Raw genomic sequence first — 23,273 nt, 5'->3', positions numbered from 1 at the left:
AAGACTAACCTCTGGCATCCCGAGCCTTCGGCAGTGTGTACTGGTGTCATGAGGTCGATCTGGAAAGGTGCCCTGACGTTCGGGCTGGTGAATGTGCCGGTGAAGGTGTACTCCGCCACCGAGGATCACGACGTCTCCCTGCATCAGGTGCACGACGAGGACGGCGGACGCATCCGCTACAAGCGCACCTGCGAGGTCTGCGGTGAGGTCGTGCCGTACCAGAACATCGACCGCGCCTATGAGGACGACGGCCAGATGGTCGTGCTGACGAAGGAGGATCTCGACGCGCTCCCCGCCGAACGCAGTCGCGAGATCGACGTCGTCGAGTTCGTGCCGAGCGAGCAGGTCGACCTGCTCACGCTCGACAAGGCCTACTTCCTCGAGCCGGATTCGAAGTCGCCGAAAGCGTACGTGCTGCTGCGCAGGACGCTCGAGCAGACCGACCGCACGGCGATCGTGCGATTCACGCTGCGACAGAAGACGCGGCTGGCCGCACTGCGTGTGCGCGGCGACGTGCTCGTGCTCCAGACGCTGCTTTGGGCCGACGAGGTGCGCGAGGCGGCGTTCGAGTCGCTCGATGAGGACGTGAAGATCTCGAAGAAGGAGCTCGAGCTGTCGGCGAGCCTGGTCGACAGCTTCTCGAGCGATTTCGATCCGGAGTCGTTCGTGGACGAGTACCAGAAGGAGCTGCGCACCCTCATCGACGCGAAGATCGAGGCCGGCGACACCTTCGACGTCACCGAGACCTTCGCCGAGGAGGGCGAGACCGAGCGCACGGGTGGTGAGGTCATCGACCTGATGGAGGCGCTGCGTGCCAGCGTCGAGAGGTCGCGGTCGAAGAAGAAGGACGCCGGCTGAGGCTTAGTGCTTGCCGTCGCCGTCGAGGTCGGGGGCACGGTCGAACACGTCGGGGTCGAGCGTGAGAGCGGCAGCCTCGGCAGCATCCGTCTCGATGTCTTCGCCGGCGGCGCGCGCCTTCTTGGCCTTGCGGCGCTCGGAGAAATAGTGCCAGAGCGTCACGACGGCGGTGCCGCCCACGGCGATCAGCAGGATGACGTCGATGTATTCGGTCACCAGGTCGGCCACCCAGGGGATGAAGGCGATCAGATACCCGACCATCGTCAGTCCGAAGCCCCAGAGCAGCGCACCGATGAGGTTGTAGAGGCTGTACTTCTTCCACGGCATATGACCGACGCCGGCGGCGACCGGGGCGAAGGTGCGCACGATCGGGACGAAGCGGGCGAGGATCACGGTGAGCCCCCCGAAGCGCTCGAAGAACGCGTTCGTGCGCTCGACGTTCTTCCGGCTGAACAGGCCGGATTCCTTGCGTTCGAACACGGCCGGGCCGCCCTTGTGTCCGATCAGATAGCCCACTTCGCCGCCGAGGAACGCCGCGAGCGCGATCAGCAGCGACACGATCCAGATATTGATGCCGAACACGTTGCTCGTGTGGGTCAGCAGCCCCGCGATGATGAGCAGCGTGTCTCCGGGTAAGAGGAAGCCGACCAGCAGTCCGGTTTCAGCGAAGACGATGAAGCAGACGACCAGAAGCGCCCAGGGGCCGGCCGCGCTGATGATCACCTCGGGGTCGAGCCAGGGGATGAGCGCGATCTGATGCATGTGCGGAAGGTGGGACTTGAACCCACACGCCGTGAGGCACAGGAACCTAAATCCTGCGTGTCTACCGATTCCACCACTCCCGCGCTGGGAACATTCTAGGGCCCAGACGAATGCAGCCGCAGGGACTATTCCTGTGGATAACTTTCGAGGCCGATCTCGAATTCTTGCGAGGATGCCGGGGTGACCCAACCCTCCCTTGTCGTCGCCGAACGGGTGCGCCGTCGGCTGCGCGCCGAGCGCGCCGATCCCTCGCTCGTCCCGGATGAGGCTCGGCGGATCGCCCAGGCCGAGGTGCGACGGCACAACGACCTCGCCCTGTCGCACGGCGACGCCATGATCGACGACGAGGCGGCGCTCGTGCGCGACGTGCTGGCGTCGGTGAGCGGATTCGGGGCCCTGCAGCCCTTCCTCGACGACCCGAGCATCGAGGAGATCTGGCTGAACGGACCCGACCGGGTGTTCATTGCACGCGACGGCGTCTCCGAACGCGTGCCGCTCGAACTCACCGACGCCATGGTGCGCGATCTCGTGGAGCGGATGCTGCAGTCCACCGGTCGCCGGGTGGATGTCAGCCAGCCGTTCGTCGATGCCTCGCTGCCCGACGGCTCGCGTCTGCACGTTGCGATCGCGGATGTCGTGCGCGGATCGTGGGCGGTGAACATCCGCAAGTTCCTGCCGGGCTACCGCACCCTCGAGGCCCTCGTCGCCCTGGGGTCGCTGACGGAGGACGTTGCCGGCATGCTGCGCCAGGCGATGCGCGACGGCAGGAGCGTCATCGTGTCCGGTGCAACGCACACCGGCAAGACGACGCTGCTGGGTGCACTGCTGGCCTCCTGCGCCGATTCGCAGCGCATCGTCACCGTGGAGGAGACCTTCGAACTCGCCGTCGACGGACCGGATCTCGTCGCCCTCCAGGGGCGGCAGGCGAGTCTGGAGGGCACCGGCGAGATCACGCTGCGCCGCCTCGTGAAAGAGGCACTGCGCATGCGCCCGGACCGGCTGGTGGTCGGCGAGGTGCGAGACGCGGAGGCGCTCGATCTCGTGCTCGCGCTGAACACCGGGGTTCCCGGTGCGGGCACGGTGCACGCGAACTCCGCCGTGGAGGCGCTGGAGAAACTGGCACTCCTTCCGCTGCTCGCCGGGCGCAACATCGATCGCTCCTTCATCGCGCCCGCGCTCGCAGCGTCCGTCTCGCTGGTGGTGCACTGCGCCAGGGATGCCGCCGGCGGCCGGTATGTGGAAGAGATCATCGCCCCCACCGGCGAACTGGTCGAGGGGCGGATCATCACCCGCCCCGTCTATCGGGCGGAGTCTCGGGCATGACGCTGCTGCTGGGAGCGATGCTCGCGGCAGGGCTCCTGCTGTGTGCGGCGCCGTGGCTGTGGCCGCCAGGCGACCGCACCAGGCGGCCGGAGCGGCGCGACGATCGGCTCACGCGTCTCATGGAGGAGGCAGGGTTCGCCTCGATCGACCGGCACCGCCTCATCGCCGTGATCGTGATCCTCGCGGTGGTCGCCGGGGCGATCGTCTGGCTCGTCACCGGGATCGCGGTGCTCGCCGTCCTCGCCGCGGCCGCAGCGGGAACCGCCCCGATCGCCTTCCTGCGCGCTCGCCGACTGCGGCTGCTGAAGGCGCGACGTCAGCTCTGGCCGGACGTCTGCGATCTGCTCGTCGCGGCGATCAGAGTCGGTCTTTCGCTGCCGGATGCCGTGGCCAGCCTCGCCGAGTCTGCACCCGTCGCCGTGCGCCCGGCGTTCGTCGTCTTCGCCAGGGATCTGCGGGCGACCGGCCGGTTCGAGAGCAGCGTCGAACGGCTCAAGACCACACTCGCCGACCCCATCGCGGACCGCATCGTCGAGGCGCTGAAGATGGCGCGTCAGGTCGGCGGCACCGAACTCACCGGTGTGCTGCGGGCGCTCTCCTCGTCCGTGCGGGCGGATGCCGCGCTCCGGGGCGAGGTCGAGGCCAAGCAGTCCTGGATCCGCGGTGCCGCGGTGCTGGGGGTGGTCGCCCCGTGGGTGATCCTGCTGCTGCTCGCGCTGCGTCCGGAGGGAGCCCAGGCCTACGCGAGCCCCGAGGGCGTGATGGTGATCGTCGGCGGTGCCGTCGTGTCCGTGGTCGCCTTCCGGATCATGATCCGCATCGGCCGGCTGCCCGAGCCGCGGCGGTGGTTCGCATGACCGGGGTGACCGACATCGCGATCGCGGTGCTGTTGGGCGGCTTGCTCGCCGCCGGTGTCATCTGCATGCTTGCGGCGGCACCCCGCTGGCGGGCGGCGTCGCTGACGACGCGCATTGCGCCGTACATCCGTGATGCGGTCGAGGATGCCGCGCTGCCCTCCGGAGTCCTCCCTGCCGCCGGCATCCTGCCCGTCAATGTCTCGTCCGGGTGGCGGCGCCTGCGGTCACGCGTTCTCGGCGGCCTCGGAGACAGCGACGCGCTCGCGCTCCGGCTCGCCCAGGCGGGAGCCGATGAGGATCCGGCCGCGTTCCGCGCGCGCCAACTCGGCTGGGCGATCGGCGGTCTCGTCCTGGGCAGTGCGCTCGTCGTCATCCTCGCCGTCACGGGGCGGATGACCCCGCCGGCCGCAGTGCTCCCGCTGATCCTGGGCATCGGAGCGGCGATCTGCGTCGACATGCTGCTGACCGCTCGCGTGAAGTCACGGCTCGCGCGGCTCAGCGACGAGCTGCCGACAACCCTGGAGTTCCTCGCGCTGTGCCTGTCTGCGGGCGAGGGATTCCTGGATGCTCTCCGCCGGGTCGCCGCGATCGGATCCGGCGAGCTCACCGAGGAGCTGCGTCAGGTGGTCCTCGCCGTCGGCACGGGGTCGCCGCTTGCCGACGCGCTGGGCGAGATGGCGTCGCGACTGCGGCAACCCGGCCTCGCGCGCGCCGTCGACCAGATCGTCGCGGCACTCGAGCACGGTGCGCCGCTGGCGGCCGTACTGCATGCGCAGGCCGCCGACGCCCGCGAGGACGCCAAGCGCACACTGATCGAGCAGGCAGGGCGCAGGGAAATTCTCATGATGCTTCCCCTGGTGTTTCTCATCCTGCCGCTGTCTGTGCTCTTCGCCATCTTTCCGGGCATGTTCATCCTGCAATTGGGGCTGGGCTGAAGCGCCGCGCCCGACAACCGAGAGAACTCGACGAAAGGACCGATGATGAAACGACTACGGACGTGGTGGGCAGGGATCACCATGGATGCGCGCGACCTTGTCGACGACGAGCGGGGCGATGTTCCCGGTTGGGTGCTGGTGACGCTGATGACTGCGGGGCTGGTGGTGCTGATCTGGGCCGTCGCCGGGCCCGCGCTCACCGGGCTGTTCGAGCAGGCGATCTCGAGCGTATCCGGAATCTGAGATGCGTCGGTGGCAGGAAGCGGGGGATGATCGGGGCTCGAGCCCTGTCGACTTCGTCCTCGTCGGCGCCCTGCTGACCACCCTCACGCTCGCCGTGCTGCAACTCGGATTCGCCGTGTACGTCCGCAACGTCGTGCACGATGCCGCCGTCGAGGGAGCGCACTACGCCGCGCTCGCCGACACGACCCTCGAAGACGGCGCCGACCGTACCCGCCTGTCGATCGCACGAGCTGTCGGCGATGCGTTCGCCGGCGACGTCTCCGCGGCGCAGAGCGATCGACTCGGGCACCCCACCGCCGTCGTGACCGTCCGCACCACCCTGCCGGTCATCGGACTGCTGGGCGTTCCGTACGGACTGGAGGTGGATGCCGATGCGCCGCTGGAGTCTCTGGGCGAGGAATGACGACGGCTCGGCCGCGCTGGAGTTCATCACCGTCGGAGTCATCCTGCTCGTACCGCTCGCGTACCTCATGCTCACGCTCGGTGCCGTCCAGGAGAATCTGCTCGGCGCCGAGGCCGCGGCGCGTCACACGGCCAGAGTGATGGGTCAGGCCGAAGACGCGGCAACGGCCGCCGAGCGCGGTGATGCCGTGCTAGACGGCGTCATCGAGGAGTACGGGATGGATGCCGCGAACGTCGCGGTCTCGGTGACCTGCACACCCGCGGGCGTTGCATGCCCGTCGGCGGGGGCGACCGTCATCGTCACGGTGAGCACGCACGTGTCGCTGCCGTTCGTGCCAGAGATCTTCGGACTCGATCGCGCGACCAGCATCCCGCTCGAAGCCGCAGCTGCGCAGAAAGTCTCGCGTCTGTGGGGTGCGGAATGAACGGGGAGCGCCGCTCCGACGACGAGGGGAGCATCCTTCCGCTGCTCCTCGGGTACGTTGTGCTGGCCATCGCAGTCATCTTCGCGTGCACGTGCGCCACCGATCTGTACATCGCGCAGAAGCGGCTCGACTCGCTGGCGGATGCGGCGGCGCTCGCCGGAGCCGACGGATTCACCCTCGTCGTCGAAGGAGAAGGGGTGCGCGCCGAGCTGACCGACGACGGCGTCCGCGACCAGGCCGCCGCGGTCGTCACTGCGATGACGTCGGGCGCTGAGCTCGTCGCAGCATCCGCTCCCGACGGTGTGTCCGCGCAGGTGACGGTCGCCGCCGACTGGCATCCGCCGCTCGTCTCCGCCTTCGTGCCGGCTGCCGTCCCGCTCGAGGCCACCGCCACGAGCCGCACCGCGCTGCGGTAGCCCGCGCCGCAGTTCAGTCCCGCGGGTCGCGCCGTGGGCTGAAGCGCGGTATCCAGCGGATGAATCCGAGTGCGCCCAACAGCCCGATCACCCCGACCGCGGCTGAGGCCGCGGACAGTGAGACCAGCGCGGTGACGCCTGAGACGATGAGGGGCGCTGCCGCCCCGCCGGCATCTGTGAGCGTTCGCCATGAGCCGAGGAACGCTGCGGGTTCCCCCGTCGGCGCGACGTCAGCGCCGAGCGTGAGCAGCAGGCCGCTGGAGAGGCCGTTGCCGACGCCGAGCACCGCCGCCAGCATCCCGAACCACAGCACCGCCGCGTCGCCGTCGTGCGTGAGGGAGAGCACGAGGAATCCCGCGCCCATCAGCACCATCGCCGGCATCGCGGCCCAGAGCCTGCCGAACCGGTCCATCACCTGACCGCTGGCGTAGAACAGCGCGAAGTCGATCGCACCAGAGACGCCGACGACCAGCGCGATCGTCTGCGCGTCCAGCCCGAGCGACACTCCCCACAGCGGCAGTACGACCTGGCGGGCCGAGCGCACAGCCGATAGTGACGCGGCCGCCACACCCAGTCGGCCGAGAACCCCGCGGTGACGCCACATGGTGCGGAAGATCCCGTCTCTCTCGAACGTCGGGATCGAGCCGCTCACCGCCTCACCGGAGTCCTCCGCAGGGACCAGATCGGCGTGGATCGGGGGATTGGTCCTCTCGGGGTCGGGTCCGAACAGCACGAGCACGACCATCACCGCCAGGCAGGCCAAGAAGAACCAGATCGCCGCGTGCTCGTCGAACACCTGCAGAAGACCGGCCGTGATGAACGGGCCGATGAAGATCCCCAGCCGAAAGCTGCCGCCGAGGAGCGACAGCGCGCGCGCCCGGAAATGCAGCGGAACGCGTGTCGTCATGAACGCGTGCCGTGCGAGCCCGAAAGCCGCCGCGCAGAATCCGAGCAGGAACACGGATGCCGCGAACACGGCGATGACCGGCGCGAGGATCATGCCGACAACCGCGATCATCGAGATCCCACCCGCGATCACCATGGTGAACCGCTCACCGATGCGCGCGACCGCCCACCCCGCGGGAAGATTGCCGCAGAGCTGACCGACGACCAGGGCCGCGGCGACGAGGGCGGCAGCTGCGACGTCTGCGCCCATGTTCGCCGCGATCACCGGGATCAGGGGGATGACCGCGCCCTCGCCCAGCGCGAACAGGATCGTCGGCAGGTACACCATCGGCCCGAACTGCTTCAGGACCGATGACGCGCTGCTCACGGAGCCACCGTACTCCGCGCTCGAGCCCGGGCCGTCATCGCCGTCCGATCCGCGCTAGGCTGAATCGTCATGCTCGAACTCGATCTCTCCGCCGAAATACAGGCGCTCAGGCACACATACGCCGACATCAGCGAGGTCGTCGACGTCGCTCGGCTCCGCAGCGACATCGCCCGGCTGAGCGACGAGGCCGGCGCGCCTGACCTCTGGGACGACCCCGAGAGTGCGCAGAAGGTCACCAGCGCCCTCAGCCACAAGCAGTCAGAACTCAAGCGGATCAGCGACATCGGTCGGCGTCTCGATGACCTCGAGGTGCTCGTCGACCTCGCGAACGAGATGGAAGACGAGGACTCCGCTGCCGAATCGCGCGCAGAGCTCGCGGCCCTGAGCGACGTCATCAACCAGCTCGAGGTGCAGACGCTGCTCGACGGCGAGTACGACGACCGCGCGGCGATCATCACGATCCGCTCCGGTGCCGGCGGCGACGATGCCACGGATTTCGCCGAAATGCTCATGCGCATGTACCTGCGCTGGGCGGAGAAGCACTCCTACCCCGCCAAGGTGATGGACACCTCTTACGCCGAGGGCGCCGGCATCAAATCGGCCACGTTCGAGATCACCGCGCCGTACGCGTTCGGCACGCTGTCCGTCGAGGCCGGCACGCACCGCCTCGCCCGGATCAGCCCGTTCGGCTCCGCCGACAAGCGGCAGACATCCTTCGCCGCCGTCGAGGTCATCCCGCTCATGGAAGAGGCCACCGAGGTCGAGATACCCGAGAACGACATCCGTGTCGACGTGTTCCGCTCCTCCGGACCGGGCGGCCAGTCGGTCAACACCACCGACTCCGCTGTGCGCCTGACGCACCTTCCGACCGGGATCGTCGTGTCGATGCAGAACGAGAAGTCGCAGATCCAGAACCGCGCAGCAGCGATGCGCGTGCTGCAGACCCGGCTCCTGCTGCAGCAGAAGGAAGACGAGGCGGCCAAGAAGAAAGAGCTCGCCGGGAACATCACCGCGAGCTGGGGCGATCAGATGCGCTCCTACTTCCTCTACGGTCAGCAGCTCGTGAAGGACTTGCGAACCGGCTACGAGTCGGGAAACCCCGCCGCCGTGTTCGACGGCGAGCTCGATGAGTTCATCTCTGCAGGCATCCGCTGGCGCAAGCGCAAGGACGACGACGACTAATCGGCCGGGTGTCGCTCGCGGCCCCACGCGGCCCCGCGCTTAGGCTCATAGGGCCATGATTCGGTTCGAGAACGTCACCAAACGCTACCGCGGCACGAAGCGACCGGCCCTGTCCGGCGTCGACTTCGAGGTCGAGCGGGGCGAATTCGTCTTCCTCGTCGGAGCATCCGGTTCGGGAAAGTCCACTTGCCTGCAGCTCATCCTGCGCGAAGAGATCCCCAGCACCGGGCGCGTCGCCGTGCTCGGACGCGACCTGCGGGCCCTCGCCAACCGCAAGGTACCCTACTTCCGCCGGAACATCGGTGCGGTCTTCCAGGACTTCCGACTCCTGTCGACGAAGACTGTCTTCCAGAACGTCGCGTTCAGCCTGCAGGTCACCGGATCCTCGCGCGGCTTCATCCAGCAGGCCGTTCCCGAGGCGCTCGCGCTGGTCGGTCTGGACGGCAAGGAGAAGCGGATGCCGCATGAGCTCTCCGGCGGCGAGCAGCAGCGCGTGGCGATCGCCCGCGCGCTGGTCAACCGCCCGCAGGTGCTCCTCGCGGATGAGCCGACCGGAAACCTCGATCCCGCGACCTCCGTCGACATCATGCGACTGCTCGCGCGCATCAACGCCGGTGGCACCACGGTGCTGATGGCCACGCACGAAGCCGCGTTCGTCGACCAGATGCAGCGCCGGGTCATCGAGCTGAGCGACGGCGAGATGGTGCGAGATGAGACGCATGGCGGTTACGGCGACCGTTCGATGATTCCGCAGCTCGTCCCGCAGGAGGAGCGCGGTGCTGCGGCGACCGCCGCCCTGACAGCGGTGCAGGAGGTGCAGCGCGAGACCGAGTCGCTCGAGCCCCTCACGGCCGAGATGATCGCCTCGATGAAGGCCGCGCGCCAGGAGCCGACGGGCGCGGGCGCATCCGATGACGAGCCGAAGCCTTCCGGTGCCGAGCCGATGCCTTCCGGTGATGAGTCGAACACGACGCCGACCGGTCCGCGCACGCACCCGATCGTGCTCCCCGATGTCGATGTCGCCGAACTGGGGGTCGCCGATCGCCTCGGGCTGTCGGCCACCGATGACGACGAGGAAGTGGGGCCGACCTCGTGAGGGTGGGACTGATCCTGATGGAGGCCCTCGGGGGCCTTCGTCGCAACATCTCGATGGTGATCTCCGTCGTGCTCGTGACGTTCGTCTCGCTGACGTTCGTCGGAGCTGCGATCCTCATGCAGGGGCAGATCTCCACGATGCGCGACTACTGGACCGAGCGCGCCCAGGTGGCGGTGTACATGTGCTCGCCGGTGTCCGAGGCTGAGACCTGCCTCGACGGGGCCGCCACGGAGGAGCAGATCGAGCAGGTGCGGGCGGAGCTCGCGGGACCGGCGCTCAACTCGCTGATCACGGAGGCGCGATTTGAGACGAAGGCCGAGGCGTACGCCAACCTCATCGACCAGATCGGCGAGGAGCAGGCGAGCGTTCTCACCGAGGATCAGATGTTCGAGACATTCTGGGTGACGCTGCAGGATCCCACGCAATCGCAGGTGATCGTGGAGGCGTTCAGCGGCGTGAACGGGGTCGAGGAGGTCCTCGACCAACGTCAATATCTCGATCCGCTGTTCTCTGCGCTGACCGTGGCGACGTACATCGCCGTCGGTATCGCCGTGCTCATGCTGATCGCGGCGGTGCTGCTCATCGCGACGACCATTCGATTGTCGGCCTATGCCCGGCGCAAGGAGATCGGGATCATGCGCCTGGTGGGGGCATCGAACCGGTTCATCCAGACCCCGTTCGTGCTCGAGGGCGTCTTCGCCGCCTTCCTGGGGTCAGCCCTCGCCAGCGGAGCGGTGATCGCCGGCATGCACTTCGGTGTCGACGGGTACCTCAAGGGGCGGGTGCCGTTCATCACCACCTGGGTCAGCATGCAGGACGCCTTCCTCGTCGTGCCGATCCTCATCGCCATCGGCGTCGTGCTAGCCGCGCTCTCGGCAGGCTTCGCGATCCGCCGCTGGCTGCGTACGTAGCATCCGCTCTGCCGCACGCCTGCGCTGTTGTAGGGTGGAGGGCTGGCCGTACGACAGGATGCACAGGAGACGATCATGCCCAGGGAACGCGGGGAGAAGGTCATCGCGACCAATCGTCGCGCCCGTCACGACTACGCCATTGAGAAGTCGTACGAGGCGGGGCTGGTGCTCACCGGCACCGAGGTGAAGTCGCTGCGTCAGGGACGCGCGAACCTGTCCGACGGATACGCGTTCATCAAGGGGAACGAGATTTTCCTCGACTCGGTGCACATCCCGGAGTACTCGCAGGGGCACTGGACGAACCACTCCGCCAAGCGCATCCGCAAGCTCCTCATGCACCGCGAGGAGATCCAGAAGCTCGAGCATGCTGTCTCCGCCGGCGGCTACACGCTCGTGCCCATGAAGCTCTACTTCCTCGACGGACGCGCCAAGGTCGAGATCGCTCTGGCGAAGGGCAAGCGCGAGTACGACAAGCGGCAGACGCTGCGCGAGCGGCAGGACACTCGCGAGGCCGAGCGTGCCATGCGCCTGCGCAACCGCGTCGGGGAGTAGCGAGCGGAAGCGCGCTCAGAGGTCGGGTGTGAACCCGAACGCCCGCCCCAGGAACGTGAGCTCTCGCTCCAGCGCGTCGACGATGGTCTCCGCACGGCGGAAGCCGTGCCCCTCTCCCGGGTAGACGACGTATTCGTGCGGGACGCCGCGCGTGGCCAGCGCATCGCGGATGGTCTCGGACTGGGATAGCGGCACGACCCGATCGTCTTCGCCCTGCAGCAGCAGTACCGGCACTTCGATGCGGTCGGCGTGCGTGAGCGGTGAACGGTCGATGTACACCTGTTCGGCCTGCGGCAGGGGGCCGACGAGCCCGTCGAGATAGTATTTCTCGAAGTCGTGGGTGTCCTCGGCGAGAGCGCGCAGGTCGGTCACGCCGTACCGGCTGATGCCCGCGGCGAACGCACCGCCGCGCACCAGAGCCGACAGCACCGTCCATCCGCCGGCCGAACCGCCGCGGATGGCGATGCGGGCCGGGTCGGCGCGGCCCGAATCCGCCAGGCCGTGCGCGGCCGCGACCACGTCGTTGACATCGACGACGCCCCATTGCCCGTCGAGCCGCTCCCGGTAGGCGCGGCCGTAGCCCGTCGACCCGCCGTAGTTGACATCGAGCACGCCGATGCCGCGGCTCGTGTAAAAGGCGATCGCCGTGGATGCCGCACCCGCAACGTGCGCGGTCGGGCCGCCGTGGACGAACACGATGTAGGGCGGCAACTCGCCCTCGGGTGCGGATGCCGACGGGTTCGCCGGTGCGAAATCGAACGCGTGCACCGGACCATTGGCGCCATTGAGCGTCACCCGTGTGGCTGGCGGCATCCAGAGCGGATCGGTCGGCTCACCGCCGCGGATGCGCGTGACCTCGCCGGTATCGACGTCGACGGACCACAGCCCGGCGCGTACGGCCGCCCCTCCGCCGGAGATCAGCACTCGGGTGCCGGAGACGTCGTCGACGCTGGCATGGGCGCTGGCGGGCACGTCGAGTGTGCGGACGGTGCCGTCGGCACCGATGAGGAGCACCTCGTCGGATCCGTTCGTGCGGACGGCGACGATGCGGCCGTCAGAAAGGGGCTGGTACCAGCGGTTCCCGAGCACCCACAGGCCGTAGCCCGTGTCAGCATCGGCGGGCGCGATCGTCTCGGGCGCCGACGCGTGGATGCCGTCGAGCTGCAGCCGGTGCAGTCCCCAGCGACCGCTCGGATCGTCGGCGTAGAGCAGTTCGATGTTGCTCGCCCATTCCGGCTGCAGTGCCGCGCGCGTGGGGATCTCGGTAACAGCGCCATCGCCGATCGCGGCTACGCGCAGGCGGGCTTCCTGCCACGGCATCCGCCGCTCGTTCCACTCCACCCAGGCGATGCGCGTGCCGTCCGGTGAAAGCGCCGGGTGCGCGAAGAAGTCGGCACCCTGGATGTGAACGCGCCCGGCGGACGGGGCGTCCGCTGCAGATCCGTCCGTCGGAATCTCGACGATTCCGCGCAGGTGCGGCTCGGTGCGGAGATCTTCGCGAACCGCGAGGAGACGGCCGTTCTGAAGGCGCAGACCGCCGTGGTTCGGGCCGGGGGAGGTCAGCGCGACCGGCTCACCGCCCCGCGACACCCGGTACACCCGCTGATCACCAGCATCGACGAAGAACAGTGTGCCGTCGGGATCTGCTGTCCATGCGCCGCCGCCGTACTCGTGCACGTGCGAGCGGGCGTTCCAGGGCATCGGGAGCAGAGTCTCACCGGATGAGCTTCGAACCGTCACTCGCCCGCCCTCTGCAGGTACGGACTCACCCCACCAGATCTCGTCGTCGACGAAGCGGGCGCCGTCAATGCGCGGTGAAGATGCCGCGATGTCTGCGGCGGAGAACGGTGACGACCAGGTTCCGTAGGGAGACGTTGCGCGAGCCATGAGACGAGCCTATGCGCGCCCTGCGACATCGAGCCAAACCGGCTCAGACCGCGCGGAGCACCGCTACGACTTTTCCGAGCACCACGGCGTCGTCGCCGAGAATCGGCTCGAACGAGGAGTTCCGCGGCAGCAGCCACGTGTGACCGTCGCGCTGCCGGAACGTCTTCACCGTCGCCTCGCCGTCGAGCATGGCCGCGACGATCTCGCCGTTCTCCGCGGTGTTCTGCGAGCGGACGACGACCCAGTCGCCGTCGCAGATGGCCGCGTCGATCATCGATTCGCCCGAGACGTTCAGCATGAACAGTTCGCCCTTGCCGACCAGCTGACGGGGGAGCGGGAAGATCTCTTCGACCTGCTGCTCGGCGGTGATCGGCACCCCTGCCGCGATCTGCCCGACCAGCGGCACCATCGCTGCGTCGCCCACCGGTGTGACGCTGTCGGCGGGGTTCTCTCCGCTGGCACCGCGACTGACGCCGGGCAGGTCGATGAGCACCTCCATGGCGCGCGTCTTGCCCGGGTCGCGGCGCAGATAGCCGCTGAGCTCGAGCTGGCCGAGCTGGTGGGTGACGCTCGAGAGCGACTTGAGGCCGACGGCATCGCCGATCTCGCGCATGCTGGGCGGGTAGCCGTGCGCGGCGATGGACGCCTGGATGACCTCGAGGATCGCCATCTGCTTCGCGCTGAGGTTCTTGCGCCGACGGGTCCGCGGCGCCTCGGCTTCGGTGGCGGAGTTGTCGCTCATGGGGTGCTCCTTCGTCGCGATTCCGGGGCTGCCCTTCGAATGTCGGTGGCCCGTGGTGGGGTGTCGTTATCGAAACCGTATCCGAGAAACAGCCGGAAACGGAAGATCTGTTCGAGCGTGTCGAGTAAAAGGACGGTTCGGTTTCGAAGAAGTCTTGACAGATGTTCGAATTCGAAGATACATTCGGTACGTAGCTTCGCATTCGCTGCTCCCGGCCGAGTGGCGAATGCGAACGCTACGCCACAGAGGCAGAGGAGATCCAATGAGCACCATCAGCATCAGCGCCCCGGCAGTCCGCCCCGTTCGCACCGCGACACGGCTTCGGATGACGGCGCGCGGCAGGCGTGTGTTGGTCGCTCTTGCTGCCCTTCCCCTCGCGGCGGGGCTGGCTTTCGCCGCCATGAGCGGCGGCTCGGCGATCGCATCGGGCGACACCGTTGCCACCGCCGACTTCGCGACGGTCACGGTTCTCCCGGGCGACACCCTGTGGTCGATCGCCGAGTCGGTCGCACCGGCGTCTGACCCCCGTACGGTGATCAGCGCGATTGAGCGCCTCAACGCACTCGGGGCGGGTGCTCTACAGGTCGGTCAGGAGCTGGCGGTCCCCGCCGCGTACGTCGACTGACACCGCTATTACGATGGGAAGGGTGACTGCTTCCCTCGGCGACCTTCCTCTCCGCGACGACCTTCGCGGTTTGACTCCCTACGGCGCACCGCAGGCCCCGTTGCCTGTCGCACTGAACGTGAACGAGAACACGCATCCGGTGCCGGACGAGGTGGCCAGCGACATCCTCGACGACATCGCGGTGGCGCTGCGCGAGGTGAACCGGTATCCCGACCGTGAGTTCACGACCCTGCGCACCGGATTCGCCGAGTACCTCGGTCACGATCTCCGTCCCGAGCAGATCTGGGCGGGGAACGGCTCGAATGAGGTGCTGCAGCACATCATGCAGGCTTTCGGCGGCCCGCGGCGGACGGTGTTCGGCTTCGCACCGACCTACTCGATGTACCCGCTCATCGCGCAGGGCACCGGCGCGCGCTGGATTGCGGGGCAGCGCGAAGCCGATTACACGATCACGGCCGAAGAGGCCGCGACGCAGGTTGCGCAGGCCGATCCCGACATCGTCATGCTCTGCTCGCCGAACAACCCCACCGGCACCCCACTCGGCCTCGACGTCGTGGAGGCCATCTACGAGGCGACGCGCGGCATCGTGGTCGTCGACGAGGCCTACCAGGAGTTTGCGCCGCGTGATGCCGTGTCCGCGCTCACTCTGCTCGGTGGACGCCCACGCCTGGCGGTGTCGCGCACGATGAGCAAGGCGTTCGCCTTCGCCGGTGCGCGGGTCGGGTATCTCGCGGCCGATCCGGCGTTCATCGATGCGCTGCGGCTGGTGCGTCTGCCCTATCACCTCAGTGCGCTGACGCAGGCTGCGGCCGTGGCTGCCCTGCGCAACGCCGACACGATGCTCGGCATGGTCGACGAGATCGTCGAGCAGCGCGATCGCATCACGGCGACGCTCGAAGCATTGGACTACCAACCGCACGAGTCCTGGTCGAACTTCGTGCTGTTCGGGGGAGTAGCCGATCCTCATGCGACTTTCGAAGCGCTGTACGAACGCGGCATCCTCGTTCGTGACATCGGCATACCGAATCACCTCCGCGTCACCGCCGGCACCGAGACAGAGACCACCGCGTTCCTCGACGCGCTGGCGTCGATAGACTCGGGCTCATGAGCACTTCCCGAACTGCCCAGGGCTCTCGCACTGCGCAGCGAACCCGCACCACCTCCGAGTCGACCGTCGAGCTCGAGCTGAACCTCGATGGCACCGGGCACAGCCGCATCGACACCTCGGTGCCGTTCTTCGATCACATGCTGACGGCGTTCGCGAAGCACTCGCTCACCGACCTCACCGTGCGGGCCTCGGGCGATACGAACATCGACGCGCACCACACCGTCGAGGATGTCTCGATCGTGCTCGGGCAGGCCATCCTCGAGGCGCTCGGCGACAAGGCGGGCATTTCTCGGTACGGCGATGCGCTCGTCCCGCTCGACGAGGCGCTCGCCCAGGCGGTGGTCGACATCAGCGGCCGTCCCTACCTGGTGCACAGCGGCGAGCCCGCGGGCTTCGAACACCACCTCATCGGCGGACACTTCACCGGATCGCTCGTGCGTCATTCGTTCGAGGCGATCTCGTTCAACGCCGGGCTGACCGTGCACGTGCGCGTGCTGGGCGGACGCGATCCGCACCACATCGCGGAGGCCGAGTTCAAGGCGTTCGCCCGGGCGTTCCGTGAGGCCAAGGCTCTTGATCCTCTGGTCGACGGGATCCCCTCGACCAAGGGCGCGCTGTGACCCGTACCGTCGTCGTCTACGACTACGGCTCGGGCAACGTCCACTCCGCGGTCAAGGCGCTGGTCGCCGCCGGTGCCGACGCGACTCTCACCGGTGATCGCACCGAGGCGCTCGAGGCCGACGGGCTGCTCGTGCCCGGCGTCGGAGCGTTCGCGGCGGTGCGTGCGGCCCTGCATGAGCAGGGTGGTGACGAGATCATCGAACGCCGGCTTGCGGGCGGGCGGCCCGTGCTCGGCGTGTGCGTCGGCATGCAGGTGCTCTTCGAACACGGTGTCGAACGCGGTCAGGATGCCGAGGGGCTCGGAGAGTGGCCGGGCGCGGTGACCGAGCTCGACGCTCCCGTACTGCCCCACATGGGCTGGAACACCGTTTCTCCCGATGAGGGAAGCGTGCTGTTCCGCGGCATCGAAGATGAACGCTTCTACTTCGTGCACTCCTACGCCGCGCAGAAGTGGGAGCTTGAAGTCGCTCCGCCGTTCCCGGAGCCCCGGCTCACCTGGACGACGTACGGTGAGCCGTTCCTCTCGGCGGTCGAGAATGGTCCGCTGTCGGCGACCCAGTTCCACCCCGAGAAGTCGGGGGATGCCGGCATCCGGCTTCTGCGTAACTGGGTCGACAGTCTCTGACGCGGACGGAGGCATCGAGACGATCCGCCGTTCCCGTGTCCTCCCGGGTGAATGACGGTGGCCGCGGCGGTTGATCAGTCGATGAGAATTGCTCTCCGTGTAGCTTTGAATCGTGCGTCCGATGAAAGTGATGCCTCCCGCGGAGGTTTTCGATGTGTTGGACTTTGCGATCGGGCTGGACTGGCCGTTGTCGAGAGACGAGGTCCAGAAGCTGGCGGCGGAGCGGTTCGGGTGGACGATTGAGACCGAGGATGGCAAGAACTATCTTGTCAACACCGTCGCGGCGTTGACCCACTCGGATGTCAGAACCATCGACGTCAAGGGGCAGGTGTATTCGTCGAATTTTCGCGTGACGGATACGACGCCGCCGCCGACGCCGGAGTCGACAGCGTTCTTGAGTGACCAGTTTGCGCTGTTGGTGCGTGAGGGCGTGCGCCGGTGGGGGAAGCAGACCATGAATCATGGCCAAGACGCCACGCGCGCGTCATGGCATGTTCCTGGAGATGGGCGGGTGAGTTTCAGCCTCTTGGAGCGGTCGGTGAGCGCTTTTTTCAGAACGCCGCAGGGCGTGGAATCTGATCGAAAGGCAGCGTTCTACGGTGTCTGATTCGGCTGCGGAATCCTGAGCTGATGCCGTTCCACTGATGCCGCATTTGAGGCTCGGCCCGCACGGCGGTACTGTCAGTTCTCGTGCCCTCCATCGGGGCACGTCACCCCTACTGAGGACGAGATGAACGACTTCGCGTCAACGCCCAAGCTCACTCTTCTCCCGGCTGTCGATGTCGCCGGGGGCAAGGCCGTCCGCCTGACACAGGGCGAGGCCGGTTCCGAGACCAGTTACGGCGACCCGTTGGACGCCGCGCGCGAGTGGGTCGATCAGGGCGCCGAATGGATTCACCTCGTCGACCTCGACGCGGCATTCGGCCGAGGCAGCAACACCGGCATCCTCCGCAAGGTCATCAAGCAGCACCGCGATCTGAACATCGAACTCTCGGGCGGCATCCGCGATGACGCCAGTCTCGAGGCGGCACTGGAGAGCGGCGCTGCACGAATCAACCTCGGCACCGCCGCACTCGAGAACCCCGAGTGGGCCGCCGACGTGATCAGCCGCTACGGTGAGGCCGTGGCTGTCGGGCTCGATGTGCGCGGAACGACGCTCGCCGCCCGCGGCTGGACGAAAGAGGGCGGTGACCTCTGGGAGGTTCTCGAGCGCCTCGAAGACGCCGGCTGCAGCCGCTACGTTGTCACCGACGTGACCAAGGACGGCACGTTGCGCGGCCCGAACCTCGACCTGTTGCGCGAGGTCACCTCGCGCACGCCCAAGCCGGTCGTCGCCTCCGGCGGCATCTCCAACCTCGATGACATCGCCGCCCTTCGCGAGCTCGTCCCGCTCGGCGTCGAAGGCGCGATCGTCGGCAAAGCGCTCTACGCCGGCGCGTTCACTCTGGCCGAGGCGCTGGATGTCGCCGGAGACTGACGACGCCTGCGACCACGGCGCCGGTAACACCGCTGACTCGGCGGGGCTCCCGTGGGAGGGACGCAGCTTCGAATCCAACCCGCACGCCGCTGACGACGGGTCCGCCGATCCGGCGCTGCTCGATGCTCTCCTGCGATTCCGGGCGGGGGAGGGCAGCCAGGCCGAGGTGGTGGATGCTTTCCGCTCCGCCCGCGTGCTGATCCCCCTCATCGCCGAGAAGGGCGAAGAGGGTGTGGCGCCCAGCGGCCTGGCCGTGGACAAGACCCAGGAGCTGTCGATCGTCACGGTCGCAGCTCCCGACGGGCGGAAGGTGCAGCCGGTGTTCTCGTCGGTGACGGCGATGCAGGTGTGGGATGCCACGGCGCGACCGATTCCCGTCGAAGCCGTGCGCGCCGCGCTGGCGGCATCGTCCGAGGACACTGATCTGATCGTGCTGGATCCGACCTCGGAGACGGAGTTCGTCATCCGCCGGCCCGCAGTCTGGGCAGTCGCTCAGGAGGAGCCCTGGGAGCCGAGCTTCCTATCGCCGGCGGTGTTCACGGCGCTTCAGGAGAGCGTCGCGCACGAGCTCGCCGTCCTCGACGTGGCCGTCGCAGCCGGCGATCCGGACGCGCGCCTGCGCGGGCCCGAGCTCATCGTGATCCTGGACCTGATCGATGGTCTCGAACGCGAGGTGCTCGATGCGGTGATCGCTCGTCTCGCGCAGCGCTGGTCGACCGACGACCGCATCGCCGTTCTCGCCGACTCCCTGACGGTCAAGCTCCGCCGCGCCGACTGACCTGCAGCGGAGCAGGCCGGATCAGGTGACCGGGCCTGTCCACTTCTCGCCGGGGCCCTTGCCGATCGGGTCGGGGATGGCGGATGCTTCGCGGAAGGCGAGCTGCAGCGAACGCAGGCCATCGCGCAGCGATCGCGCGTGCATGTCGCTGATCTCGGGGGCCCCAGCCGTGATCAGACCCGCGAGCGAGTTGATCAGCTTGCGAGCCTCGTCGAGGTCGAGCTGGTCCTGGGCGTTCGGCTCATCGGCGAGGCCGAGCTTCACGGCCGCCGCGCTCATCAGGTGCACGGCGGTGGTGGTGATCACCTCGACCGCGGGCACATCCGCGATGTCGCGAGTGGCAGATGACGCTGCCTCTTCCTGCTGCTCCCAGCGCTCATTGCGCTCGTCGGGGCTGTGTTCGTCCGCCGGAATCGTCACTTCGCCTTGCCTTCTGTTAGACTTTGCCGGGCTCCGGGGCGTTTTGCTCCGGTTCGAAAGAGGATTCACTTCCCACCCGCGCTTGCCGTTCCAGGCTACCGGGTCTAGCACTCCGCCGGTTCACGCCGGTAGGTCGGACAGTGTCCGGCGATCCGGGTGCGCCAGCCGATGTCTGAATATCGGCGGGTGGGGCAGAGACTCCTTTTTCGCAGTGCGTCGCAGAAAGCGCCGCAGTGGCCGAATCCCCATCGTCTAAGGAGTTCCGCATCAGCGATCCCCGTACCAATGAGCGCATCCGCGTCCCCGAGGTCCGCCTCGTCGGCCCCGCGGGTGAGCAGATCGGCGTTGTCGCCGTCCAGGTCGCTCTCCGCCTCGCGCAGGAAGCTGACCTCGATCTCGTCGAGGTCGCCCCCAACTCGAAGCCGCCAGTGGTCAAGATCATGGACTACGGCAAGTTCAAGTACGAGGCTGCCCAGAAGGCGAAGGAAGCTCGCCGAAACCAGGCGAACACGATCCTCAAGGAAGTCCGCTTCCGTCTGAAGATCGAGGCTCACGACTACACGACCAAGCTCAAGCGTGCCGAGGGCTTCCTCAAGGCCGGTGACAAGGTCAAGGCCATGATCCTGTTCCGCGGTCGCGAGCAGTCGCGTCCCGAGCAGGGCGTGCGATTGCTGCGCAAGTTCGCCGAAGACGTCGCCGACCTCGGCGTCGTCGAGTCGAACCCCACGATCGATGGACGCAACATGGTCATGGTCGTCGCACCGCTGAAGAACAAGTCCGAGGCGAAGGCCGAGCAGAACGCGAGCCGTGACGCCCAGCGCGCCGCCAAGCGGTCGACCTCGTCCGAAGAAACACCTGCGGAGTAGATCCGACACCGAAGAAGTCCCGCTCCGTGCGGGTTCACATCGTCGCCTGAGAAGGCGCCACACGAAGGAAGAGAAGATGCCGAAGCAGAAGACCCACTCGGGTGCCAAGAAGCGCTTCAAGATCACCGGCAGCGGCAAGCTGAAGAAGCAGCAGGCCGGAATGCGTCACAACCTCGAGCACAAGTCGAGCCGTCGCACCCGTCGCCTGAACCAGGACCAGGTGCTCTCGCCCAACGACACCAAGGTCGCCAAGAAGCTTCTCGGCCGCGGCTGAGCGCCCGAACGCACGAATAGGAACACAGGAAAATGGCAAGAGTCAAGCGGGCGGTAAACGCCCACAAGAAGCGTCGCGTCATCCTCGAGCGCGCCTCCGGTTACCGCGGTCAGCGTTCGCGCCTCTACCGCAAGGCCAAAGAGCAGGTCATCCACTCGCTGGTCTACTCGTACCGTGACCGCCGCAAGCGCAAGGGCGACTTCCGTCGTCTGTGGATCCAGCGCATCAACGCCGCTGCCCGCCAGAACGGCATCACGTACAACCGCTTCATCCAGGGCCTCGGCCTCGCCGGTGTCCAGGTCGACCGTCGTATGCTCGCTGAGCTCGCGGTCAACGAGCCGGCGACCTTCACCTCGCTGGTCGAGACGGCCAAGAAGGCTCTGCCTTCTGACGTCAACGCACCGAAGTCGGCTGCGTAAGCATCCTCCACAAGCGGGCGCTCTCCTCTCGGGGGAGCGCCCGTTTCTGCATTCTCGGCTCGTATCCCTAAACTGAAGCCGTGCTGGAGAACCCCCGCTCCCCGCGTGTCAGAGCCGTCGCGAAGCTCACGAAACGCAGTGCCCGCACCGACACCGGACTTTTCCTCCTCGAGGGCCCGCAGGCGGTCCGCGAGGCGCTGTCGTACCGTGCGGATGCCATCGTCGAGCTGTTCGCGACGCCCGGGGGTTGGGAGAAGCATCCTGATCTGCGATCGGCGGCCGCCGAGCACGGTGTGAACGTCGAGTTCGTCACCGAATACGTCCTCGGCGCCATGGCCGACACGGTGACACCGCAGGGGATCATCGCTGTTGCCCGACAGATTCCGACCTCGGTACGAGATGTGTTCGCAGCATCCCCACGTCTCATCACCATCTGCGATGAGATTCGCGACCCCGGCAATCTCGGCACGATCATCCGCGCCGCCGACGCGGCAGGGGCGGATGCCGTGGTGCTCACTGGCAGGACGGTGGATCCGTACAATCCCAAGGTCGTGCGCTCCACGACCGGGTCGCTGTTCCACCTTCCCGTCTCGGTCAGCAGCGACCTCGAGGATGTCGTTGACCGCGCTCACGCTGCGGGGATCACCGTGCTCGCCGCGGATGTCAAGGGCGATGATCTGCTGCGCGCACGCGCGGACGGCGTGCTGTCGAAGCCGACCGCGTGGCTGTTCGGCAACGAGGCCCGCGGTCTCGAGCAGTATGCGCTCGACCTCGCCGATCACGTGCTGAAACTGCCGATTTTCGGTCGTGCCGAATCGCTCAATCTCGCAACGGCAGCCAGCGTTTGTCTGTATGAGAGCGCCTTCACCCAGCGTGCGCTCGACAATCGCTGATCCTGCATCGCGGGTTACAACTGTGTAACCCGCGGCACGATGTGCTGGTTACCGGGCGACAGTCCTTCTAGTGTGGGCACATGACCGAGACTGGTGCACCCCTTGTCGTCATGGACAACGTCCAGAAGCACTATGGCGACTTCCAGGCCCTGACAGACATCGATCTGACGGTGAACGCGGGTGAGGTGGTCGTCGTGATCGGCCCCTCCGGCTCGGGAAAGTCGACGCTCTGCCGTACGATCAACCGCCTGGAGACGATCACCAGCGGAACGATCAAGATCGATGGCAAGGAGCTGCCGGCCGAGGGCAAGGAGCTCGCCCACCTCCGTGCCGACGTCGGCATGGTCTTCCAGTCGTTCAACCTGTTCGCACACCTCACCATCCTCGAGAACGTGACTCTCGGGCCGATCAAGGTGCGCGGTCTCAAGAAGGCCGCTGCCGACAAAGAGGCGATGGCACTCCTCGAGCGCGTCGGTGTCGCCCAGCAGGCGTCGAAGCTTCCCGCACAGCTCTCCGGTGGTCAGCAGCAGCGCGTCGCGATCGCGCGAGCACTGGCGATGCAGCCCAAGGTCATGCTCTTCGACGAGCCCACCAGCGCGCTCGACCCCGAGATGATCAACGAGGTGCTCGACGTCATGGTGCAGCTCGCCAAGGAGGGAATGACGATGATCGTCGTCACCCACGAGATGGGCTTCGCGCGCAAGGCCGCGAATCGCGTGGTCTTCATGGCCGATGGCCGGATCGTCGAGGAGGCGAAGCCGGAGGAGTTCTTCACGAACCCGAAGAGCGATCGCGCCAAGGACTTCCTCTCGAAGCTCCTCACCCACTGACCTTTCCTCTCACACACAGCACACGAAGGAGACGCACATGCGACGCACACGGACACTGGCGGGACTCGGGATCGCGGCGACCGCGCTACTGGCCCTCACCGCCTGCAACAGCGGCAGCCCGGCCGACCCCGACGGCGGCGGCGACGACGGCGGCGATGAGGCGCTGTTCGAGGTGGCGACGGACGTCACGCTCGAGGGCAGCCCCACGTACGACGCCATGGTGGAGCGCGGCGGACCGGTCATCGGTGTCAAGGAGGACCAGCCCAACCTCGGCTACCTCGACGTCACCACCGGTGAGCGCAGCGGCTTCGACATCGAGATCGCGCGCTGGATCGCAGCATCCCTCGGTTTCGAAGAGGGCGACATCACCTACGAGCCGATCGCCTCGGCGAACCGTGAGCAGGCGCTCGTGAACGGTGACATCGACTACTACGTCGGCACCTACTCGATCACCGATCAGCGCAAGGAGCAGA

30 protein-coding genes and 1 tRNA gene are annotated in these 23,273 nt (G+C 67.3%); 25 read left to right on the top strand and 6 right to left on the bottom strand.

The annotated features are described in order from the left end of the window. The first annotated feature begins 48 nt into the window (after nucleotides 1-48). Nucleotides 49-858: a non-homologous end joining protein Ku gene (gene ku, locus ACTICP_RS11315; RefSeq protein ID WP_441892416.1), complete on the top strand. Its 810-nt coding sequence runs from the start codon at nucleotides 49-51 to the stop codon at nucleotides 856-858. Nucleotides 859-861: 3 nt separating this feature from the next. Here the strand turns inward: ku and ACTICP_RS11310 are convergent, their stop codons facing one another. Together ACTICP_RS11310 and ACTICP_RS11305 are read right to left on the bottom strand one after the other, a co-directional pair. Next, nucleotides 862-1,620: a DedA family protein gene (locus tag ACTICP_RS11310; protein ID WP_441892414.1), complete on the bottom strand. Its 759-nt coding sequence runs from the start codon at nucleotides 1,618-1,620 to the stop codon at nucleotides 862-864. A gap of 1 nt (nucleotide 1,621) precedes the next feature. Further along, nucleotides 1,622-1,703 (bottom strand) — tRNA-Leu (locus ACTICP_RS11305). 97 nt (nucleotides 1,704-1,800) lie between these two features. Between ACTICP_RS11305 and ACTICP_RS11300 the strand changes: the two genes are divergently transcribed. The 7 genes from ACTICP_RS11300 to ACTICP_RS11270 are packed head-to-tail and all read left to right on the top strand — an operon-like array spanning nucleotide 1,801 to nucleotide 6,221. Then, nucleotides 1,801-2,943, top strand: coding sequence for a CpaF family protein (locus tag ACTICP_RS11300; RefSeq protein ID WP_441892412.1), 1,143 nt, complete (start codon nucleotides 1,801-1,803; stop codon nucleotides 2,941-2,943). Continuing rightward, nucleotides 2,940-3,800, top strand: coding sequence for a type II secretion system F family protein (locus tag ACTICP_RS11295; RefSeq protein WP_441892410.1), 861 nt, complete (start codon nucleotides 2,940-2,942; stop codon nucleotides 3,798-3,800). The genes ACTICP_RS11300 and ACTICP_RS11295 overlap by 4 nt, the downstream gene beginning before the upstream one ends. Then, nucleotides 3,797-4,735, top strand: a complete 939-nt coding sequence (locus ACTICP_RS11290; RefSeq protein WP_441892408.1) for a type II secretion system F family protein — start codon at nucleotides 3,797-3,799, stop codon at nucleotides 4,733-4,735. The genes ACTICP_RS11295 and ACTICP_RS11290 overlap by 4 nt, the downstream gene beginning before the upstream one ends. Nucleotides 4,736-4,780: 45 nt before the next feature. Then, nucleotides 4,781-4,978, top strand: coding sequence for a hypothetical protein (locus tag ACTICP_RS11285; RefSeq protein WP_441892440.1), 198 nt, complete (start codon nucleotides 4,781-4,783; stop codon nucleotides 4,976-4,978). A 1-nt stretch (nucleotide 4,979) separates the two neighbouring features. Next, a complete protein-coding gene (locus ACTICP_RS11280) occupies nucleotides 4,980-5,381 on the top strand; it encodes a TadE/TadG family type IV pilus assembly protein (RefSeq protein ID WP_441892406.1) in 402 nt (133 codons plus the stop codon). Continuing rightward, nucleotides 5,350-5,805, top strand: coding sequence for a TadE family protein (locus ACTICP_RS11275; protein WP_441892404.1), 456 nt, complete (start codon nucleotides 5,350-5,352; stop codon nucleotides 5,803-5,805). The genes ACTICP_RS11280 and ACTICP_RS11275 overlap by 32 nt, the downstream gene beginning before the upstream one ends. After that, nucleotides 5,802-6,221 (top strand): pilus assembly protein TadG-related protein, encoded by a 420-nt coding sequence (locus tag ACTICP_RS11270; protein WP_441892402.1) that lies wholly within the window; start codon nucleotides 5,802-5,804, stop codon nucleotides 6,219-6,221. The genes ACTICP_RS11275 and ACTICP_RS11270 overlap by 4 nt, the downstream gene beginning before the upstream one ends. A gap of 13 nt (nucleotides 6,222-6,234) precedes the next feature. On the opposite strand, the gene ACTICP_RS11265 is transcribed toward ACTICP_RS11270, so the two are convergent. After that, nucleotides 6,235-7,455: an MFS transporter gene (locus ACTICP_RS11265; RefSeq protein WP_441892438.1), complete on the bottom strand. Its 1,221-nt coding sequence runs from the start codon at nucleotides 7,453-7,455 to the stop codon at nucleotides 6,235-6,237. A gap of 108 nt (nucleotides 7,456-7,563) precedes the next feature. Between ACTICP_RS11265 and prfB the strand changes: the two genes are divergently transcribed. The 4 genes from prfB (at nucleotide 7,564) to smpB (ending at nucleotide 11,235) form a co-directional block, all read left to right on the top strand. Beyond that, complete coding sequence (prfB, locus tag ACTICP_RS11260) at nucleotides 7,564-8,676, top strand: peptide chain release factor 2 (RefSeq protein WP_441892400.1); 1,113 nt, start codon at nucleotides 7,564-7,566, stop codon at nucleotides 8,674-8,676. 55 nt (nucleotides 8,677-8,731) lie between these two features. After that, entirely contained in the window at nucleotides 8,732-9,772 is a 1,041-nt protein-coding gene (ftsE, locus tag ACTICP_RS11255) for a cell division ATP-binding protein FtsE (RefSeq protein WP_441892398.1), read from the top strand. Then, entirely contained in the window at nucleotides 9,769-10,683 is a 915-nt protein-coding gene (gene ftsX, locus ACTICP_RS11250) for a permease-like cell division protein FtsX (protein ID WP_441892396.1), read from the top strand. Before ftsE ends, ftsX begins: the two co-directional genes overlap by 4 nt. 75 nt (nucleotides 10,684-10,758) lie before the next feature. Further along, nucleotides 10,759-11,235, top strand: a complete 477-nt coding sequence (gene smpB / locus ACTICP_RS11245; protein ID WP_441892394.1) for an SsrA-binding protein SmpB — start codon at nucleotides 10,759-10,761, stop codon at nucleotides 11,233-11,235. Nucleotides 11,236-11,250: 15 nt separating this feature from the next. Here the strand turns inward: smpB and ACTICP_RS11240 are convergent, their stop codons facing one another. Further along, the gene (locus tag ACTICP_RS11240) at nucleotides 11,251-13,122 is read right to left on the bottom strand and encodes a prolyl oligopeptidase family serine peptidase (protein WP_441892392.1); all 1,872 of its coding nucleotides are present in this window, start codon (nucleotides 13,120-13,122) and stop codon (nucleotides 11,251-11,253) included. Between the two features lie 43 nt (nucleotides 13,123-13,165). Continuing rightward, on the bottom strand, nucleotides 13,166-13,864 hold the full coding sequence (gene lexA, locus ACTICP_RS11235; RefSeq protein WP_441892390.1) for a transcriptional repressor LexA: 699 nt from the start codon (nucleotides 13,862-13,864) through the stop codon (nucleotides 13,166-13,168). A 262-nt stretch (nucleotides 13,865-14,126) separates the two neighbouring features. Between lexA and ACTICP_RS11230 the strand changes: the two genes are divergently transcribed. From ACTICP_RS11230 to ACTICP_RS11200, 7 genes are all read left to right on the top strand, one after another. Then, on the top strand, nucleotides 14,127-14,489 hold the full coding sequence (locus ACTICP_RS11230) for a LysM peptidoglycan-binding domain-containing protein (RefSeq protein WP_441892388.1): 363 nt from the start codon (nucleotides 14,127-14,129) through the stop codon (nucleotides 14,487-14,489). A gap of 13 nt (nucleotides 14,490-14,502) precedes the next feature. Then, entirely contained in the window at nucleotides 14,503-15,597 is a 1,095-nt protein-coding gene (locus ACTICP_RS11225; protein WP_441892386.1) for a histidinol-phosphate transaminase, read from the top strand. Then, a complete protein-coding gene (gene hisB / locus ACTICP_RS11220; RefSeq protein ID WP_441892384.1) occupies nucleotides 15,594-16,217 on the top strand; it encodes an imidazoleglycerol-phosphate dehydratase HisB in 624 nt (207 codons plus the stop codon). Before ACTICP_RS11225 ends, hisB begins: the two co-directional genes overlap by 4 nt. Next, nucleotides 16,214-16,843 carry an imidazole glycerol phosphate synthase subunit HisH gene (hisH, locus tag ACTICP_RS11215; RefSeq protein WP_441892382.1) on the top strand — a complete coding sequence of 210 codons (630 nt, stop codon included), beginning with the start codon at nucleotides 16,214-16,216 and terminating at the stop codon, nucleotides 16,841-16,843. Before hisB ends, hisH begins: the two co-directional genes overlap by 4 nt. 121 nt (nucleotides 16,844-16,964) lie before the next feature. Then, nucleotides 16,965-17,450: a DUF6301 family protein gene (locus tag ACTICP_RS11210; protein ID WP_441892436.1), complete on the top strand. Its 486-nt coding sequence runs from the start codon at nucleotides 16,965-16,967 to the stop codon at nucleotides 17,448-17,450. A gap of 123 nt (nucleotides 17,451-17,573) precedes the next feature. Continuing rightward, the gene (gene priA / locus ACTICP_RS11205; protein ID WP_441892380.1) at nucleotides 17,574-18,320 is read left to right on the top strand and encodes a bifunctional 1-(5-phosphoribosyl)-5-((5-phosphoribosylamino)methylideneamino)imidazole-4-carboxamide isomerase/phosphoribosylanthranilate isomerase PriA; all 747 of its coding nucleotides are present in this window, start codon (nucleotides 17,574-17,576) and stop codon (nucleotides 18,318-18,320) included. Beyond that, a complete protein-coding gene (locus ACTICP_RS11200) occupies nucleotides 18,304-19,098 on the top strand; it encodes an SseB family protein (RefSeq protein WP_441892378.1) in 795 nt (264 codons plus the stop codon). Before priA ends, ACTICP_RS11200 begins: the two co-directional genes overlap by 17 nt. 21 nt (nucleotides 19,099-19,119) lie before the next feature. Here the strand turns inward: ACTICP_RS11200 and ACTICP_RS11195 are convergent, their stop codons facing one another. Beyond that, nucleotides 19,120-19,518, bottom strand: a complete 399-nt coding sequence (locus ACTICP_RS11195) for a DUF1844 domain-containing protein (protein ID WP_441892376.1) — start codon at nucleotides 19,516-19,518, stop codon at nucleotides 19,120-19,122. Between the two features lie 233 nt (nucleotides 19,519-19,751). Here ACTICP_RS11195 and infC point away from each other — a divergent pair, with 233 nt between their 5' ends. The 6 genes from infC to ACTICP_RS11165 all read left to right on the top strand — a co-directional run. Next, entirely contained in the window at nucleotides 19,752-20,384 is a 633-nt protein-coding gene (infC, locus tag ACTICP_RS11190; protein ID WP_441892374.1) for a translation initiation factor IF-3, read from the top strand. A gap of 76 nt (nucleotides 20,385-20,460) precedes the next feature. Further along, the gene (gene rpmI, locus ACTICP_RS11185; protein ID WP_230103876.1) at nucleotides 20,461-20,658 is read left to right on the top strand and encodes a 50S ribosomal protein L35; all 198 of its coding nucleotides are present in this window, start codon (nucleotides 20,461-20,463) and stop codon (nucleotides 20,656-20,658) included. Nucleotides 20,659-20,690: 32 nt separating this feature from the next. Continuing rightward, nucleotides 20,691-21,077 carry a 50S ribosomal protein L20 gene (gene rplT / locus ACTICP_RS11180; protein ID WP_147037566.1) on the top strand — a complete coding sequence of 129 codons (387 nt, stop codon included), beginning with the start codon at nucleotides 20,691-20,693 and terminating at the stop codon, nucleotides 21,075-21,077. An 80-nt stretch (nucleotides 21,078-21,157) separates the two neighbouring features. Further along, nucleotides 21,158-21,970, top strand: coding sequence for a TrmH family RNA methyltransferase (locus tag ACTICP_RS11175; protein WP_441892371.1), 813 nt, complete (start codon nucleotides 21,158-21,160; stop codon nucleotides 21,968-21,970). An 80-nt stretch (nucleotides 21,971-22,050) separates the two neighbouring features. Next, the gene (locus ACTICP_RS11170; RefSeq protein ID WP_441892369.1) at nucleotides 22,051-22,800 is read left to right on the top strand and encodes an amino acid ABC transporter ATP-binding protein; all 750 of its coding nucleotides are present in this window, start codon (nucleotides 22,051-22,053) and stop codon (nucleotides 22,798-22,800) included. A gap of 37 nt (nucleotides 22,801-22,837) precedes the next feature. Continuing rightward, a partial coding sequence (locus ACTICP_RS11165) for a transporter substrate-binding domain-containing protein (RefSeq protein ID WP_441892367.1) occupies nucleotides 22,838-23,273 on the top strand: 436 nt, incomplete at its 3' end.

This window comes from Microbacterium sp. (assembly GCF_052102115.1).
Taxonomy (GTDB): Bacteria; Actinomycetota; Actinomycetes; order Actinomycetales; family Microbacteriaceae; genus Microbacterium.
Note: the sequence above shows the minus strand (reverse complement) of the source record. Positions and strands in the feature narration are given on the sequence as shown.